Genomic DNA, 16,708 nt, shown 5'->3' with positions numbered 1-16,708 from the left:
CCTTCGGAGGTTTGCTCCGTCGCGCCCGCAGCCGTGCCAGAGGCCGACGCTACCCGAATTGAACCGCAGGCTCGGCAGGAACCAGATTGTGCCATCGATTGATTTAAGCGACCTGACCCTAACGCTGCTTGATGGAGATTTCCTTAAAATCAACGCGGTGTTTAGGGCCGCCGGCGCCGACGATCCGGACATCCGGCTCGATCCGTCCCCGGAGGATGTGGACAGCATACGGCTGAGATCGCTGTTCCGGTACTGGGACGCCCTGCCCCGCGGCACCCGACTTCCGCTGACACGGGCGATCGACGCGGTCGAGATCGGCCCGGCCCTGGGCATCGTCATGCTCCTGGAGACCGGGCCGGATCCCTACGAGTTCCGCTATCGGCTCTACGGCAGCGAAATCGCGCTCGTCTCCAACCTGGAGATGACCGGCAAAACGACCGGCGAGATCCCCGCCCCGGAAATTCGGCCGTTCTTCCAGGCGACCTATGCTGCCGCGGTCCGATCGGGCGCCCCGATCCTGTGCCACCACCGGCCGCCGCCCGCCTACGGCATGACGTGCTGGTCCCGGCTGATCCTGCCCTGCGAGGACGGGAGCGGGCGGATCGACCGGCTGCTCGTCGGCAACGAGCCCGCCTTCCCGAAGCTGGTCGGCCGGACCCCCTGGCCCTATGCCTGAGCGCGGTCAGGCCGAAGCTTCGGCCTGGGAGGCACTCCGCACGACCAGCCAGGCCCGCCAGTAGTTCAGCAGGCCGCCCGCCAGGAACAGCACGCTGCCGGACAGGAACAGCCAGGCGAGATAACCGTCCAACAGCAGCCGGTCCGCCTCGCTGCGCAGGTCCCACAGGAACGGGATCGAGGCCACGCAGAACAGGGTGGAGCCGACGATGAAGCTGATGGCCGTCAGGTTGAGCAGCTGCAAGGTCTTCATGGTGGCGGCGAAGACGATCTGCAGCACGTTGACCACCGCGCCGAACAGGAACAGCGCCGACCCGACGAGGAACGACCAGGCACCGGGGCCGGCCCAGCCGATCTCGGGAAAGAAGCAGACGCTGCCCCCGACGAACAGCAGCGTACCGACCAGATAGGAGACCGCCGCCCAGAACTCCAGCACGCTCCACACCGAGCGCTTCCAGCCGCGCTGCCGGTGGCAGGCGACGACCTCGACCATGTCGTGGCCGGTGACCAGGAGGTACAGCAGCGAGCCGGCGAGGAACGCCCCCGCACCCAGATCCTGCCAGGCCGACAGGCTGGGAAAGAAGCAGACGCTGCCGGCGATGAAGATCACTCCACCGGCCGTGTAGACCATCGCATTGGCGGTCTCCCAGCGGAAATGCAGCCCCCGGTTCCCGGCGCGCGGCACCAGGGCATGGGATCGCTGGCGGTTGGAGAAGAAATGCGGCATCGCGCACCTCGCGGGTCGCGGAGATCGACGCCGGAAACCACCACCGATGGCCCGTCGCGTCAACCGTCCGGGGCGGCGGGGACGGCTCGGAAAGGGACTGGGCAAAGAAGGGAAGCGAAGGCGCAGGAGGGATTTGAACTCCCGATACGCGGATTATGATTTGAACTTCTCAACCAGTTTTTTCACGTCCGTCCAGAACGAGACCGATCAATCAAATTTAAGTCCGCTTCCCTCTCCGGACCGACAGGTCGTGTCGCGGCCTGCATCCGTGCCCTGGCCAATGCCGATAAGCCTGTCGTTTCGCCACTCACCGGCACAGCGATTGCCATTCGCGAATATATACGTACCCCGGCCGTTGTAATCGCCGTGCCTGAAGTCGCCTTCATACCGATCGCCGTTGGGCGAGGTTAGAACGCCGCGGCCGTTGAAATCGTCATCTCGCCAGTCGCCCTCATAGCGATATCCATTGGCAAAGGTGGCAACGCCCTGGCCCGATTGTTTGCCATCCTTGAAGTCGCCCTCGTAACGGTAGCCTGCGCCATCCGTGAAAACGCCCCGGCCGTTGAAGTCGCTGTCCCGCCAGTCACCCTCATAGCGGCTGCCGTCGGCAAAGCTGAAGACGCCCCGGCCCGTTGCCATGCCATCGCTGAAGCCGCCCTCATAGCGGTCGCCGCTGACCCAGGTATAGACGCCCTGGCCGTGCAACCTGCCAGCCTGGAAGCCTCCCTCGTAGCTGTCCTGCTGCCATGCGCCATTGAGAACATAGCGCCAAGTCAGTTGACCCTGGCCGTCGGCCTTGCCGTTTCGGCAAGCGCCGCTCCAACGGTAGGTTTCTCGCGCTCCGGGTCCGGCATTCCATATCTCGCAGCCAGTCCGATCCGTTTCTGACCACTGCGCCCGTGTCGCAGGATGCTCGCCGGTCAGTCGCAGGACCATGTCAGCGGTCAACTGACCGGTGACCGGCAATTGCCAGTCGCGCTGATAAGCCGACAATGCCGCCTTGCTGTCGTCCTCCCAGACCCCCGCGGGAAGATCGATGGCATAGTCGATCAACCCCTGCTGCGCCGCCTTGATGTCCTCCACCGATTGCGCAGCCGCCACCTGGGGTGCAACCAGCATCAGAGCCAGACCGACCCCCGCCAATGTCCGCATCGTCTGATCTCCCGAGGCCGCTGCCTTTGCCCGGCCGGCCATGGCTCAATGGACGGTATGAATGTGAGGGCACAGGCTGATAGATCGCCAAGCTAGCCGTTTGAACGGCGAGCGCAATCATCACGCATTTAAACCTGAAGGGAAGTGGTAGCGGAGGAGGGACTTGAACCCCCGACACGCGGATTATGATTCCGCTGCTCTAACCAGCTGAGCTACTCCGCCACGGAGACCGGCGATATACGGGGGGTCGGTGCCGGTGTCAAGCGCGGGGACGTTGTCTTTTCCACCACACCACCCGTTCCGCTCCCCGTCCCCAGGATCCAGCCGCCGCCGAGCACGCGGGAGCCCGCCTCGGCCCCCGTCTGCCCCTCCGGCTCGACGCCGTAGAAAACCGCCGCCTGACCGGCCGAAATGCCAAACTGTGGGTCGTCGAGGATCAGCCGCGCGCCCTGCCCGTCGCGGTACAGCGTGCCCACAGCCGGCGCCTGGGCGGAGCGCAGCTTCGCCGCGACCCGGATGCCGGTCTCGGCCGCTCCCGAGTCCAGCGACCCATCTCCCAGCCAGTTGAGCCGCCCGACCCGCACCTCGTCGGCGCCGAGAGCGGCACGCGGGCCGACCACGACACGGCGGGTCTCCGGTTCCAGGCGGACCACATAGAGCGGGTCGGTGTCCGGCAAACCGTCCTCGCCCTTGCGGCCGCCGATGCCGAGGCCGCGGCGCTGGCCGATCGTGTAGTGGAGGATGCCCTCGTGGCGCCCAACGACGGTGCCGTCCAGATGCACGATCTCGCCCGGATCGGCCGCACCGGGACGCAGCTTCTTGACGATCTCGGCGTAGTTGCCGTTCGGCACGAAGCAGATGTCCTGGCTATCCGGCTTGTCCTGCACCTCCAGGCCGAGGCGGCGGGCCTGATCGCGGGTCTGCTCCTTGGTCAGGGCGCCCAGCGGGAAGCGCAGGAAGTCGAGCTGCTCGCGGGTGGTGGCGAACAGGAAATAGCTCTGGTCCTTGCCCGGATCGACGGCCCGGTGCAGTTCGGTGCCGGCCGGCCCGACGACGCGGCGCACATAATGTCCGGTCGCCAACGCGTCGGCGCCCAGGTCGCGGGCGGTGGCCAGCAGGTCGCGGAACTTGACCGTCTGATTGCAGCGCACGCAGGGGATCGGCGTCTCGCCGCGCAGGTAGCTGTCGGCGAAATCGTCGATCACGCTCTCGCGGAAGCGGCTTTCGTAGTCGAGGACGTAATGCGGGATGCCGGCCCGCTCGGCGACCTGGCTGGCGTCGTAGATGTCCTGGCCGGCGCAGCACGCGCCCTTGCGGCCGACGGTCATGCCGTGGTCGTAAAGCTGCAGGGTGATGCCGACCACGTCGTAACCGGCCTCCTTCAGCAGGACGGCCGTGACCGAACTGTCGACGCCGCCGGACATGGCAACGACCACGCGCCGCGCGCTGCGCGGGCCGGGCAGGCCGAGATCCAGATCGGGGAACGGGTCGCTCTTCGGGCTCATGGGGCAGAGATATGCAGGTGCGGGCCCCGGATCGCAAGCCCGGCGGCCCCGCGCCCCCTTCAGACCGCGTTCAGTCCCATCTGCCAGAAATCGACCTCCAGCTCGGTGGCGGCGGTGAAGGTCTTCGACAGGGAGGCGAAGCGGGCATCGCCGCCGCGCTTGTCGGCCAGCCGGTCGAACTGGGCGACGGCACCACGGACGATGTCGAGATAATCGGCGCCGGAATACATGGCGATCCAGGCCTCATACGGATTGCTGTCGCCGCGCACGGTCGCCGGATCGGCGGCGATCCGGGCGCCGATGACGCCGTAGCCGACCACGCAGGGCGCCAGCGCCGCCTGCAGATCCAGCAGATCGCCCGCCATGCCCCGGTCCAGCACGTAGCGGGTATAGGCGACGCAGGCCGGGTCCTCGGGGATCGCGGCCATCTCCGGTTCGGTCAGCCCCCATCCGGCGCAATATTTCACGTGCAGGCTCATCTCGGTGTCGAGCAGGCCGTTCACCGTGGCCGCGGCCGCGCGCATCTCGGCGAGGTCGTCGGCCTTGTAGACCGCCAGCGCGTAGGCCCGGGCGAAATGGATCAGGAAGAGATAGTCCTGGGCCAGATAGTGCCGGAAAGCCGCCTGCGGCAGGGTGCCGTCGGCCAGGCCGCGCACGAAGGCATGATCGGTGTAGCGCGCCCAGGCATCGGGGCAGGCGGCGATCAGACGGCCAAGGAAACTTCCGGCGGGCACGATCTCGGTCATCGGACAGGTCTTTCGTTTCGACGTCAGGGTTGGGATGCGGCGGGGGACAGACGGTCGCGCATCGCGCCCCAGGCGTGCAAGAAGCGATCGGCATCCTCCGTCGTGCTGGCCCAGCCGAGGCTGACGCGGATGGCCTGGCCGGCGATCGGATCCCCCGGATGCATGGCGTCGAGCACGTGGGAGCGCTTCACCTTGCCCGACGAGCAGGCCGAACCGGCGCTGACGGCGATGCCGGCGAGGTCGAGGGCCATCACCTGGGTTTCCGCGGCCACGCCCGGCAGGGCGATGGAGAGCGTGTTGCACAGCCGCTCCGCTCCCGCCCCCATGATCCGGGCTTCCTGAGCGGCGGCGGTCACGCCGGCCGCGATCCGGTCGCGCAGGTCGATGAGCCGGCGGGTTTCCGGCTCCCGCGTCTCGGCCGCCTCGCGGGCGGCGACGGCGAACCCTGCGATGCCCACGTCATTCTCTGTACCGGAACGGCGGCCCCGCTCCTGTCCGCCGCCGCAGATCAGCGCGGTCACGGCGAGCCCGTCGCGCAGCACCAGGGCGCCAATGCCGGGCGGGCCGCCGATCTTATGGGCGGACAGGGCCAGGGAATCGACCTCCCCCACCGCGGCGGGATCGAGCCGTCCGGCACCCTGGACCGCGTCCACGTGCAGCAGCCACCCCGCGGCATGGGCGAGACGGGCGATCTCGGCAATCGGCTGCACCACGCCGGTCTCGTTGTTGGCCCACATCACGCAGACCAGACCGGGGGTCTGCGGCGTCAGCCGGGCCTCGAGCTCGGCCAGGTCGATCACCCCGTCGCCGGTCACCGCGATGCGCGGCGCATCGGGAGCCGCGGCCAGGACCGCGTCGTGCTCGATGGCGGAGACCAGGATGGGGGTGCGGCCCAGGCCGCGCACGGCCAGGGCATCGGCCTCGGTGCCGCCAGAGGTGAAGACGACATCGGCGCCCTCCCGGCCGACCAGGGCGGCCACGGCCCGCCGCGCGGCCTCGATGCGGTGCCGGGCGGCCCGCCCCTGGGCATGGACCGAGGACGGATTGCCGTGGGTCCGCGCCGCCTCCGTCATGGCGTCGATCACCGACGGACGGATCGGCGCGGTCGCATTGTAATCGAGATAGGTCGTCATCCCGCCATCGCCGTTCAGGGCAAGACGAGAGGCTTAGGCGTCCCGGCCCGCGGGGTCAACGCCGGCCGGACTCGCGCTCGGTCGCACCGGTCAGGGATCGGATCAGCCGGCGATCCGATCGACCGGCCGACCGCATCAATCGGCCGCAGCCTGGGCCTTGGGATCCTTCGCGGTGGTCGCACCCGGAACGTTCCCGGTCAGCACCTGCTCGACGGTGACCCGGTTCAGATACCAGAGCATCTGGTTGCCGAGCTGCTCCCACAGGTCGTGGGTCTGGCAGGTGGCGTTCTTCTCGGAACAGCAATGGGGCGCACCGGGCGTGCAACTTCCGCGCGGACTGTCGATATCGACGGCCTGGACGATCTCGGCGATCCGCATGTCGCCCAGCGCCTTGCCCGGCAGATAGCCGCCGCCGGGTCCGCGCACACTGCGGACCAGTCCGGCGCGGCGGAGCCGGGCGAACAGCTGTTCGAGATAAGACAGGGAAATATCCTGCCGTTGGGCGATTTCGGCGAGCGAAATGGGCCGGCCCTGGGCACTGGACGCCAAATCACACATCGCCATGACGGCGTACCGGCTCTTCGTGCTGAGTTTCACGATCAGACCTCTCCACTTGGCAGCAGCGACCAAACGCGGCTGACACCCCAAGATTGTTCTGGCGAGAGGAGGTCCCGTTCCCATCGCCCGACCGAGCCAAGGAAAAAACTAATTCGGTTTGTACGGGTATTCAAGGCGAAATGCAGCATGTCTTACGATTTCACAATGATTTTGTGTGAAATCGCAAATATCCCGCTTCCCGCCGCCGTACTCATGCGGAGCCGTCGGGAATGGGCGGGGTTGACGGGCGGACGGGCCGTTCCGATCTCCGCCATGCGTGCCGCAAATGACCCTGCCGCAAGCGTCGGATTAGACAAGGGGCGCCGGCCGCGCTATGTGGTCTGGTTCAATGCCGATCCGGAGGACTCCACCAGAATGCCCGAGGTCATGATCAACGGCCCCGAAGGCCGCATCGAAGCGCGTTACCTACACGCCCAGGACCCCGGCGCGCCGATCGCCCTGATGCTGCACCCCCATCCGCAGCACGGCGGCACCATGAATAACAAGGTGGTGTACTCGCTGTATCAGACGTTCGTCGCCCGAGGCTTCTCGACACTGCGGTTCAATTTCCGCGGCGTCGGACGCTCCCAGGGCGTCTATTCCGGCGGCGAGGGCGAGCTGTCCGATGCCGCCTCGGCCCTGGACTGGCTGCAAACCTACAACCCGAACGCCCGGTACTGCTGGATCGCCGGCTTCTCCTTCGGCGCCTGGATCGGCATGCAGCTGCTCATGCGCCGCCCGGAGATCAGCGGGTTCGTGTCCATCGCCCCGCCGGCCAACCTGTTCGACTTCACCTTCCTCGCCCCCTGCCCGGCCTCCGGCCTGGTGATCAACGGCGACAAGGACGAGATCGTCCCGGCCGATTCGGTGAAGAAGCTGGTCGATAAGCTGTCCACCCAGAAGGGCATCACGATCACCCACAACGTGATCAAGGGCGCCAACCACTTCTTCGGCCCGCAGATCGACGATCTGAGCCGGATGGTCGGCGGCTATCTCGACGCCAACGTCCCGGCGGCCGAGACCGAAGAGAAGTAGCGCTTTCCACCGGTCCGGGGTGCGGCCACGCCGGTCGTCCCCGGAAAGGTGATATCCAGCTCCAGGATCGAGCGGACCGCCAGATAGGCGAAGGCTTCCGCCTCCAGCGCATCGCCGTCCCATCCCAGATCGTCGGCATCGACGACCTCTCCCTCCACCGCATCGGCGATCGCCGCCATGAGGGCCGGGTTGTGCCGGCCGCCGCCGGTGGCGATCCAGCGGGTCGGGGGTGCCGGGAACCAGCGGGCCGAGCGGGCGATGGTCGTGGCGCTGAACGCCACCAGCGTGGCCGCTCCATCCTCCGGCGACAGCCCCTCCACCGCCTCGGCGACCCGTGCATGGAAGGCGTCCCGGTCCAGCGACTTCGGCGGTTTGCGGTCGAAATACGGATCTTCCAGCATCCGCGCCAGCCGCGCCGGGTCCACCGTCCCGGCCTTGGCCAGCGCACCGTCGGCGTCGTACATCCGACCGACGGTCCGCCAGCACCAGTCGTCGATGGGCGCGTTGCCGGGGCCGGTGTCGAAACCGATCAGGTCGGTCTCCCCGGCACCGAGCCAGGTGACGTTGGCGACGCCGCCCATGTTCAGCACCACCACCGGCCGCGCCTCGGGACCGGCCAGCGCGCGATGATAGACCGGGGCGACCGGCGCCCCCTGTCCGCCGGCGGCCATGTCGGCCAGGCGCAGATCGCCGACCACGTCGATGCCCAGATGATCCGCCAACCGCTGGCTCAGCCCGATCTGCCGGGTGCGCCCCACCTCCGGCTCGTGCAGGACCGTGTGGCCGTGGAAACCGACGATATCGACCGCCTCCGCCGACAACCCCGCCCGCTCCATCAGCGCGCGGACCGCATCGCGGTGCAGGTCGGTGATCTCCACCTCGACGGCGTCCATGTCGCCGGTTCCCTGGATCGCGGCGCGCAGACGGGCGCGGAAGCCGTCGTCATAGGGGATCGTCAGCGCCGGGCCGCGGTCCAGCCGGTCGCGCCCATCGGTAACCACCACGGCGGCGTCGACGCCGTCCATGGAGGTGCCGCTCATCAGGCCGATGGCGGTGTATGTGTCTTTCGTGTCCATGGGGGGCAGTTTTGAGTGAGTCGGGCGCGCTTGTCACCCGGCCCTTCGACACGCGCCCCGTCGGGGCGCTGCTCAGGGCGAGGTCGAATAAAAAGATCCGTCGTCCCGGACGGTTTTGTTCCTTGACCTCGCCCTGAGCAGCTCCGAAAGGAGCGTGTCGAAGGGCCGGCCCCATCCCCACACCCTTCATCCCTCCCCCTGGCTGTGCTACATCGCCTCGCCCGCAACGCAAGCAACCGGCGGATCCAGCCATGTCCACGCCCAAGTCGGATTTCCTCAACGCGCTCATGGGGCGCGGCTTCTTCCACCAGTGCACCGATCTGGAAGCGCTGGACCGCGATCTGACCGAGGGCATGGTCACCGCCTATATCGGCTTCGACTGCACCGCCGACAGCCTGCACGTGGGCTCGCTGCTGCAGATCATGATGCTGCGCTGGCTGCAGAAGACCGGCCACAAGCCGATCGTGCTGATGGGCGGCGGCACCTCGAAGGTCGGCGATCCCTCGTTCAAGGACGAGGCGCGCAAGCTCCTGAGCGAAGAGGACATCGCCCGCAACAAGGCCGGCATCCAGACCATCTTCGACAAGTACCTGAGCTTCGGCGACGGCCCACACGACGCGGTGATGGTCGACAACGCCGACTGGCTCGACAAGCTCGAGTACATCAAGTTCCTGCGCGACTACGGCGCCCATTTCTCCGTCAACCGGATGCTCAGCTTCGACTCGGTCAAGCTGCGCCTGGAGCGCGAGCAGTCGCTGAGCTTCCTCGAGTTCAACTACATGATCCTGCAGGCCTACGACTTCCTGGAGCTGCGCCGGCGCTACGGCTGCGTGCTGCAGATGGGCGGCTCCGACCAGTGGGGCAACATCGTCAACGGCGTGGAGCTCACCCGCCGGGTCGACCAGCAGACGATCTACGGCCTGACCTCGCCGCTGATCACCACGGCGTCCGGCGCCAAGATGGGCAAAACCGCCCAGGGCGCGATATGGCTGAACGCCGACCGCCTGAGCGTCTATGACTTCTGGCAGTACTGGCGCAACACCGAGGACGGCGATGTCGGCCGCTTCCTGAAGCTGTTCACCGAGCTGCCGCTGGACGAGATCGCCCGGCTGGAGGCCCTGGGCGGGGCGGAGATCAACGAGGCCAAGAAGATCCTGGCCACCGAGATTACCAAGCTCTGCCACGGCGCCGAGGCGGCCGAGACGGCAGCGCAGACGGCGCAGCAGACCTTCGAGGCGGGTGCGGCCAGCGAGGGCCTGCCGACGGTGGAACTGGCCCGCGCAGAGATCGAGGCCGGCCTTCCCATGATCGACGCTCTGGTCCAGGCCGGGCTGGCCGCCTCCAAGGGCGAGGCCCGACGGCTGATCCGTGGCGGCGGCGCGCGGGTGAACGACACCGCGGTCTCCGACGAGGCGGCCACGATCGGCGCCGATGCGATCAGCGGCGACGGGGTGATCAAGCTCTCCGCCGGCAAGAAGCGCCACGCCCTGCTGCGGGCGGTCTGACCGGATATCCACGCGATCGGATGACCTCATCTGATCGCGATTTGCTCTAGCGGGTCCGGCTCTCGTCCTGCTCGCTGCCGGGCGGCGGCGTCCAGGTCGCCGGCCCGTCCGAGGGGTGTTCCGCGGAGTCCAGGATGTCGCGCAGGAAGCCTGGCGCCAGAGCGGTCAGCGGATTGACCGTGATCGTCGGCTTGTCGAGGCTACCGGACACGGCGAAGGACGTGGCCAGCAGCCCCTCCCCCTCGCCGCCGGTCAGCAACTCGCCGATCACCGGCACCACGTCGATCAGCCGCGACAGGGAATAGGCCGGCGCGATCAGCCCCTCCACGTCTATGGTTTCCGATTTTCTTCCCAGCGTGCCGTTGATCTTCAGGCCCAGCCCCGGCCCATAGGCCACGCCGTTATCGATGCGGATGGTGTCGCGCGCCAGGCCGATATGCGCGGTCGCCCGGGCAAACCGGATGCCGTCGCCCGACAGGGTGTCGAACAGGCCGGTGAAGGACGCGACCGACAGAAGCTGCGCGAAGACCGGCGCGTCGACGATGTGGAAGTCGTCGATCCGCACCGCCAGGTCCATGGTGTCGTCGAGCCCGTCGCCGATCAGTTCGCCGTCCACCCGCAACCGGCCGCCCTTCAGGGAGTCGGCGATGCCGAAGGCGCGAAGGAAGCTGCCGGCATTGTTGGTGGCGACCGTCACCAGACGGCGGCCGTGGGCCGGCTGGACCATCAGGCGCATGGGATCGCCGTTCAGACTGCCGGTGACGCTGAGGTCCTCGATCCGCGAGCCGATCTGGCGCACCGCCAGGGTGCCGTTGGCCAGGCTGATATCCTCGAGCAGGTGCAGCTCGCGGGCGACGAACCGGGCTTCCACCCTCTGTACGTCAGCCGTAGGCGAATCCGACCCGCCTTCATCGTTGCCATCCAGGATCGGCACCAGATCGATGACCGGTCCCTCCATGGCGATCCGCAGGCTGCCGTCGGCTTCGCTCTCGACCCGGCCGGCGGCCTCCGTGCGGCCCAGCCGGAAGGTGGAGAACGAGGCGATGGTCCCGCCATCCACCGGAAAGTCGACCGCGCCGGCGGCGTAGAGGGTCCCGGCGCGGATCTCGAAGCCCGGTATCGCCAGGACGTCCTCGTCGCTGCGGGTAACCTCCAGGCGCATGATGCCGGTGGTGTCGGCCGGCTTGTCCCAGGCGATCTCCGGCACCGTCAGCGAGGTCGCCTGCAGGTCGCCGTCGATCGTGGCGGTCAGGTTCCCTTCAACGTCCGTGGTGACCGAAGCTTCCAGCGCCACGGGTCCGGCGGCATAGGGGCTGAGGTCGAGGCCGAACTCGTTGAATTTCGACACGTCGGCCGTCGCCGAGAGCTTCGAGCGGGACCGGAACGGACCGTTGGACTGGAACCGCTCCTCATGGGTGATCCGGGCCGGCACCCCGCCGATCTTCGCCGTGCCGGCCAGGGACATGCCGGCGGCGGTCAGGTCGAGGGCCAGATCGCCGTCGGTCAGCGGCTTGCCGCGCAGCACGTCGGGGATCACCGCCTTCTTCAGCTTAGCCGACACGGCGATGCCGATATCCTCCACGTCCAGCGTGCGGATCAGCGGGATCTCCAGCTTGAGCCGGGCGCCGAAGGTACCGGCGGTCTTCTTGGCGTTCAGGCCGATTTCCGTCGGATAACCCAGCGGTTCGCGGTCGATCAGCTCAAGCGCCTCGCGCGCCGGACCCCGCACGACGACCTCCACATAGGCGGTCTCGCCGGTGTCCTGGTCGAGGTTCACCAGGGAAATATCGGACGTCTCGACCGTCAGGTTGCCGAGATGGCCGCCCTGCACGGTGATGGCCATGCTCTTCGCGTCGAAGGTGGCGGAGCCGTGGGTGTTCAGGACCGGCGGCAGCGGGCGAAAGTAGTGGGTCTCCACCCCCTGGAAGTCGATGGTGCCGGTCAGCGTGTCGAGCTCGTGGATGCTCGGGTCGGTGCCGTCGACCCAGCCTTCCGCCCGAAGCGTGGCGCTGGTGACCTGCCCGCTGACCAGGTTCTCGGTCACCCATTCCCGCGCCCCGTCGGACACCTCCGGGGGCCAGAAGTCCTTGATGGAGTCGACTGCGAAGTTCGAGACCGCGGCATCCACGATGACCGCGTAGCCGGCCCGGTCCCGGCTCGCGCGGGCCTTGAGCGCCAGCAGCGCGCCTTCGATATCCAGCGAGCCGTTCAGCGCCATCCACTCCGCGTCCGGCGCGACGGTGACGCTCAGGTTGCCGCCGGCGACCGTCAGCGGCTCGGGATTGATCTCGGGAACCAGCACGGTGCCGCCGCCCAGGGTGAGCTTACCGGCCCCGGTCAGCCCGCTGCCGTCGATGGCGCCATCGACTTCGACGACGCCGGACAGCGGCAGGTCGAGCGCGGCCAGTCGGCCGAGCTTCGGCTCGATCGCCGCCACCGCAGCCGGCTGCAGACCCTCGAACCGCATCTCGGCGTTGATATGGTTGGTCTCGGGCCGATATTCGCCGGCGACGGAGATCGGCGTCGGGTCGGCATCGGGCCATTCGGCCCGCCCGCTCAACCGAAAGCTCATGCCGGTGGAGACCAGTTCGATGCCGCCGGAGACGTTGGTCAGCACCTGGGTGCGGGCCCGGGCGTCGTCGACCAGCCGCACCCGCGCACCCCGGAGTTCCGCCGCCCGCAGATACCGCAATGTGCCGCTGCTCGACCGGTCGTCGACCAGGGCGCGGAGCACCTCGCCCAGATCCAGCGGCGCCCGCTCCTCGCCCGTTTCCGGGTCGTTCGGGGTCAGGGTCCAGTTGCCGTCCGCTCCCTTTACAACGGTCACCACCGGGTTGAGCACGTCGATACGCCTGGGCGCGAGCCGCCCGGCGAGCAGGGCCTCCGGGCTCAGGGCGACGGAAATCGCACCGATCCGGGCCCGCACCGCGCCCTCGCGACCGAGCACGACGACATTCTCGGCGACCACGTCGAACGCCCGGTCCCAGGCGCTCATCTGCAGGCTGGCGCTGCCGATCTGGGTGGTCAGCCCGGAATCCGGGTCGCTCAGCGCGGCGGAGAGATGCGGACGGGCCCAGTCGATCTCGATCGGGCCCTCGGACAGACGCCAGGCGACCGCACCGATACCGATGACCGCCACGACCACGAGGGCGATAAGAACCTCAAGAAAAAGAACCGTCGTACGTCTTATCACCAGCGGATCGTCCGGATCGCTTGAACCAATGGTTTTCCTAACATGATCGCCGAAAGTGTACGACCGGGTGACTTGACCGCAGGCGTCTGATCTCCGCACTCTCACAATCTTTCCATGGTATGACCAGAGTTCGGCGTGTCGTATTCCCTTGTTCCCCGGATCGTTCCGATCGCCCTCGATTCCGACGCCGCTGCAGTCGGCCTGGAACGCTGCCGGGAACGTCTCGCCGACCTGACCGACAGCACCGAGGCGGACCGCGCGGCGGGAATGCTGGACGATGCCAGCTGCCGGTCGCTGATCGAGGGGATCGCCGCCCACTCGCCCTATCTGACCCGGGAGATCGTGCGGGAACTCGCCTTCACCGGCGCGATCTTCGCCGACGGCGTCGATGCCGCCATGCAGCGGATCTGGACCGATCTGGAGGCCGTCGATCCGCGCGGCGACACCGCCCAGACGATGAAGTCGCTGCGGATCGCCAAGCGGCGCGCGGCCCTGACCATCGCGCTCGCCGACATCGCCGGGCTGTGGAACCTGATCGAGGTGACCGGCGCGATCTCGGAGATCGCCGAGCGCACGCTCGCCGTCTCCTGGCGTCACGCCCTGTCGGAGGCGATCCGGCGCAAGAAGCTCCCGCTCGACCCGGAAGGCGACCTGATCGACGGCTCCGGGCTGGTCTGCCTCGCCATGGGCAAGCTCGGCGCCCGGGAACTGAACTACTCCAGCGACATCGACCTGATCGTCCTGTTCGACGACACCCTGCCGGTCTACGCCGACCACTGGGAGCTGCGCCACGCCTTCGTCCAGGCGACCCAGACCATGGTCAAACTGATGGAGGAGCGCACCGCCGACGGCTACGTCTTCCGCACCGACCTGCGCCTGCGCCCCGACCCGTCATCGACCCCGCCGGCGATCTCGCTGACGGCGGCGGAGACCTATTACGAGAGCATGGGCCAGAACTGGGAACGCGCCGCCATGATCAAGGCGCGGGCGGTGGCCTCGGACGGGCCGTCGGCGGCGGCGTTCGCTTCGGCCATGACCCCGTTCATCTGGCGCCGTCATCTGGATTTCGCGGCGATCCAGGACGTGCACTCGATCAAGCGACAGATCGCCGTGCACCGCAAGGCGGCGGTGGTGAAGGCCGAAGGCCAGAACGTGAAGCTCGGCCGCGGCGGCATCCGCGAGATCGAGTTCTTCGCCCAGACCCAGCAGCTCATCTGGGGCGGTCGCGACGCCCGTCTGCGGGTCCGCGGCACCGAGGACGCGCTGAAGGCCCTGGTCGAGGCCGGCCGGGTCCGCGAGGAGGTCGCCAGCGACCTGAAGCTGTCCTACCGCTTCCTGCGCAAGGTCGAGCACCGGCTGCAGATGATCGAGGACAAGCAGACCCAGGAACTGCCGCAGGACCCGGCCGCCCTCGACCGGTTCGCCGCCTTCCTGGGCTACGAGGACCCCAAGGGCTTCCGCGGCGACCTCGCCCACCATCTCCACACCGTGGCCTACCATTACGGCCGCCTGTTCGAGGAGGCCCCGGCCTTGTCCGTTCCGACCCGCGAGGCGGGCAGCCTCGTCTTCACCGGGAGCGAGGACGATCCCGACACCCTGAAGACCCTGAAACAGCTCGGCTTCACCGACCCGTCCGCCGTCGCCGAGACGGTGCGCAACTGGCACCGGGGCCGCACCCGCGCCACCCGCAGCGAGCGCGCCCGCCAGATCCTGACCGAAATCACCCCGGCCCTGCTGGAAGCGGTCGGCCGGATGCCGCAGCCGGACCAGGCGTTCCGCCGGCTCGACCGGTTCCTCGACGCCCTGCCCTCCGGCGTGCAGATCTTCAGCCTGTTCCACGCCAATCCGAATCTGATCCAGGTCGTCGCCGAGATCCTCGGCATGGCGCCATCGCTCGCCGGCCAGCTCGGGCGCGAGCCGGCCCTGTTCGAGGGCATCCTGACCCATGACGTGATGCAGCCGCTGCCGGATGCGGAGACGCTGACCCAGGAGCTGGAACGCCATCTGGACGCGACCGACGATTACGAGCTGGCGCTCGACGTGACCCGGCGCTGGACCGGCGACCGGCGGTTCCAGATCGGCGTGCAGATCATCCGCTCGCACCTGGACGCCGACCGGGCAGGCACGACCTATTCCGACGTGGCCGACGCCACCATCAACGCCCTGCTGCCCTGGGTCGAGCGCGACTTCGCCCGCCGCCACGGGCGCCTGCCGGATGTCGAGCAGCCGGCGCTGGCCGTCATCGCGCTCGGCAAATACGGGGGCCGGGAACTGAGCTACGGCTCGGACCTGGACCTGGTGTTCCTGTACGACGCGCCGCTGGACCTGGAATCCGACGGCGACAAGCCGCTGTACACGTCGGCCTATATGATCCGGCTGGGCCAGCGGCTGATCTCGGCACTGAGCGCCAAGACAGCGGAGGGCGCGCTCTACGAGGTCGACATGCGGCTGCGGCCGACCGGCAACAAGGGTCCGGTCGCCATCAGCATGGAAGCCTTCCAGAAGTACCATGACGAGGATGCCTGGACCTGGGAGCGCATGGCGCTGACCCGCGCCCGGGTCGTCGCGGCGCCGGCCGGCTTCAAAGCGCGGATCGAGGAGAGCATCCGGGGGATCCTGACCCAGGAACGCGACGCCAAGACGCTGGCCGGCGAAGTCGCCGACATGCGCGAGCGAACCGCCAAGGAGCACAAGGCCGACAGCCCGTGGACGGTGAAGCACTGGCGCGGCGGTCTGCTGGACCTGGAGTTCATCGCCCAGTTCCTGCAGCTTCGCCATGGCCACGAGCATCCCGACGTGCTCGACGGCAACACCGCCAACGCCTTTCTGAAACTCGGCGCCGCCGGAATCCTGCCGGAGGACGAGGCCGCCTTCCTGTCCAACTCGGTGCATATCTGGCGCAACATCCAGGGCCTGCTGCGCCTGACGGTGGGCAACGAGTTCGACCCGGAAACGGCACCGGAAGCGCTGAAGGGCCGCCTGGCGAAGACCAGCCGAGCGATCGACTTCAACACGCTGGAACGGGTGATCGAGAAGATGAGCGCGGTGGTGATGCGGACCTACGACCGCTACGTGGTGGGCGCGCGCTGAGGGTCAGGCGTCCGTGTGCGTCCGCTTGGCGTCCAGATTCTTGCGGGTCAGCTTCGTCGCGTAATCCTCGTCGGCGCCGGCCGCCCCACCCGCCCCGTCCTTGGTCGAGCCGCCGGAGAACATGCCGGAGATGCCCCAGGAGAACAGCCCGGCCGCGGCGACGGCCAGAGTTACGATGATGAAGGCGACGGCAATCTGAAGGTCGGACACGGTGGCTCCACGGTTTCGGCGCCCGACCCGTCTCGCGCGGCCGATCGGTGCATACTGGCTGATG

At 68.1% G+C, this 16,708-nt stretch carries 13 protein-coding genes and 1 tRNA gene; 4 read left to right on the top strand and 10 right to left on the bottom strand.

What is annotated here, in order from left to right:
- Positions 1-157: 157 nt before the first annotated feature.
- On the top strand, positions 158-676 hold the full coding sequence (locus T8K17_RS12700) for a PAS domain-containing protein (RefSeq protein ID WP_322334873.1): 519 nt from the start codon (positions 158-160) through the stop codon (positions 674-676).
- A 6-nt stretch (positions 677-682) separates the two neighbouring features.
- Here T8K17_RS12700 and T8K17_RS12695 read toward each other — a convergent pair whose 3' ends face one another.
- The 7 genes from T8K17_RS12695 to T8K17_RS12665 form a co-directional block, all read right to left on the bottom strand.
- Entirely contained in the window at positions 683-1,402 is a 720-nt protein-coding gene (locus T8K17_RS12695; RefSeq protein WP_322334872.1) for a YrhK family protein, read from the bottom strand.
- 207 nt (positions 1,403-1,609) lie between these two features.
- A complete protein-coding gene (locus T8K17_RS12690) occupies positions 1,610-2,554 on the bottom strand; it encodes an MORN repeat-containing protein (protein WP_322334871.1) in 945 nt (314 codons plus the stop codon).
- Between the two features lie 145 nt (positions 2,555-2,699).
- A tRNA-Met gene (locus T8K17_RS12685) sits at positions 2,700-2,776 on the bottom strand.
- Positions 2,767-4,059: a tRNA 2-thiouridine(34) synthase MnmA gene (gene mnmA, locus T8K17_RS12680; protein ID WP_416153184.1), complete on the bottom strand. Its 1,293-nt coding sequence runs from the start codon at positions 4,057-4,059 to the stop codon at positions 2,767-2,769. Before mnmA ends, T8K17_RS12685 begins: the two co-directional genes overlap by 10 nt.
- Before the next feature lie 59 nt (positions 4,060-4,118).
- Positions 4,119-4,805: a thiaminase II gene (gene tenA, locus T8K17_RS12675; RefSeq protein WP_322334870.1), complete on the bottom strand. Its 687-nt coding sequence runs from the start codon at positions 4,803-4,805 to the stop codon at positions 4,119-4,121.
- Between the two features lie 23 nt (positions 4,806-4,828).
- Entirely contained in the window at positions 4,829-5,938 is a 1,110-nt protein-coding gene (locus T8K17_RS12670; protein WP_322334869.1) for a cysteine desulfurase family protein, read from the bottom strand.
- Positions 5,939-6,073: 135 nt separating this feature from the next.
- Positions 6,074-6,535: an Rrf2 family transcriptional regulator gene (locus T8K17_RS12665; RefSeq protein ID WP_322334868.1), complete on the bottom strand. Its 462-nt coding sequence runs from the start codon at positions 6,533-6,535 to the stop codon at positions 6,074-6,076.
- 375 nt (positions 6,536-6,910) lie between these two features.
- Between T8K17_RS12665 and T8K17_RS12660 the strand changes: the two genes are divergently transcribed.
- Positions 6,911-7,570, top strand: a complete 660-nt coding sequence (locus T8K17_RS12660) for an alpha/beta hydrolase (protein WP_322334958.1) — start codon at positions 6,911-6,913, stop codon at positions 7,568-7,570.
- Here the strand turns inward: T8K17_RS12660 and T8K17_RS12655 are convergent.
- Positions 7,525-8,646 (bottom strand): anhydro-N-acetylmuramic acid kinase, encoded by a 1,122-nt coding sequence (locus tag T8K17_RS12655; RefSeq protein WP_322334867.1) that lies wholly within the window; start codon positions 8,644-8,646, stop codon positions 7,525-7,527. The genes T8K17_RS12660 and T8K17_RS12655 overlap by 46 nt on opposite strands.
- Before the next feature lie 251 nt (positions 8,647-8,897).
- Here T8K17_RS12655 and tyrS point away from each other — a divergent pair, with 251 nt between their 5' ends.
- Entirely contained in the window at positions 8,898-10,151 is a 1,254-nt protein-coding gene (gene tyrS / locus T8K17_RS12650) for a tyrosine--tRNA ligase (RefSeq protein WP_322334866.1), read from the top strand.
- Positions 10,152-10,197: 46 nt separating this feature from the next.
- Here the strand turns inward: tyrS and T8K17_RS12645 are convergent, their stop codons facing one another.
- The gene (locus tag T8K17_RS12645) at positions 10,198-13,344 is read right to left on the bottom strand and encodes an AsmA-like C-terminal domain-containing protein (RefSeq protein WP_322334865.1); all 3,147 of its coding nucleotides are present in this window, start codon (positions 13,342-13,344) and stop codon (positions 10,198-10,200) included.
- Positions 13,345-13,479: 135 nt separating this feature from the next.
- On the opposite strand from T8K17_RS12645, the gene T8K17_RS12640 reads away from it, so the two are divergent.
- A complete protein-coding gene (locus tag T8K17_RS12640) occupies positions 13,480-16,434 on the top strand; it encodes a bifunctional [glutamine synthetase] adenylyltransferase/[glutamine synthetase]-adenylyl-L-tyrosine phosphorylase (RefSeq protein WP_322334864.1) in 2,955 nt (984 codons plus the stop codon).
- A 3-nt stretch (positions 16,435-16,437) separates the two neighbouring features.
- On the opposite strand, the gene T8K17_RS12635 is transcribed toward T8K17_RS12640, so the two are convergent.
- Positions 16,438-16,644, bottom strand: coding sequence for a hypothetical protein (locus T8K17_RS12635; RefSeq protein WP_322334863.1), 207 nt, complete (start codon positions 16,642-16,644; stop codon positions 16,438-16,440).
- Positions 16,645-16,708 lie beyond the last annotated feature (64 nt).

The organism is Thalassobaculum sp. OXR-137, from assembly GCF_034377285.1.
Taxonomy (GTDB): Bacteria; Pseudomonadota; Alphaproteobacteria; order Thalassobaculales; family Thalassobaculaceae; genus Thalassobaculum.
The sequence above is the reverse complement of the archived record's forward strand: the minus strand, read 5'-3'. Positions and strand labels throughout refer to the sequence as shown.

What these genes read in the sequence shown, in the direction of transcription:
- T8K17_RS12655 (WP_322334867.1), bottom strand. Translation starts at nt 8,646, where the DNA reads ATGGACACGAAAGACACATACACCGCCATCGGCCTGATGAGCGGCACC.
- tyrS (WP_322334866.1), top strand. Translation starts at nt 8,898, where the DNA reads ATGTCCACGCCCAAGTCGGATTTCCTCAACGCGCTCATGGGGCGCGGC.
- T8K17_RS12690 (WP_322334871.1), bottom strand. Translation starts at nt 2,554, where the DNA reads ATGCGGACATTGGCGGGGGTCGGTCTGGCTCTGATGCTGGTTGCACCC.
- T8K17_RS12670 (WP_322334869.1), bottom strand. Translation starts at nt 5,938, where the DNA reads ATGACGACCTATCTCGATTACAATGCGACCGCGCCGATCCGTCCGTCG.
- T8K17_RS12695 (WP_322334872.1), bottom strand. Translation starts at nt 1,402, where the DNA reads ATGCCGCATTTCTTCTCCAACCGCCAGCGATCCCATGCCCTGGTGCCG.
- mnmA (WP_416153184.1), bottom strand. Translation starts at nt 4,059, where the DNA reads ATGAGCCCGAAGAGCGACCCGTTCCCCGATCTGGATCTCGGCCTGCCC.
- T8K17_RS12660 (WP_322334958.1), top strand. Translation starts at nt 6,911, where the DNA reads ATGCCCGAGGTCATGATCAACGGCCCCGAAGGCCGCATCGAAGCGCGT.
- tenA (WP_322334870.1), bottom strand. Translation starts at nt 4,805, where the DNA reads ATGACCGAGATCGTGCCCGCCGGAAGTTTCCTTGGCCGTCTGATCGCC.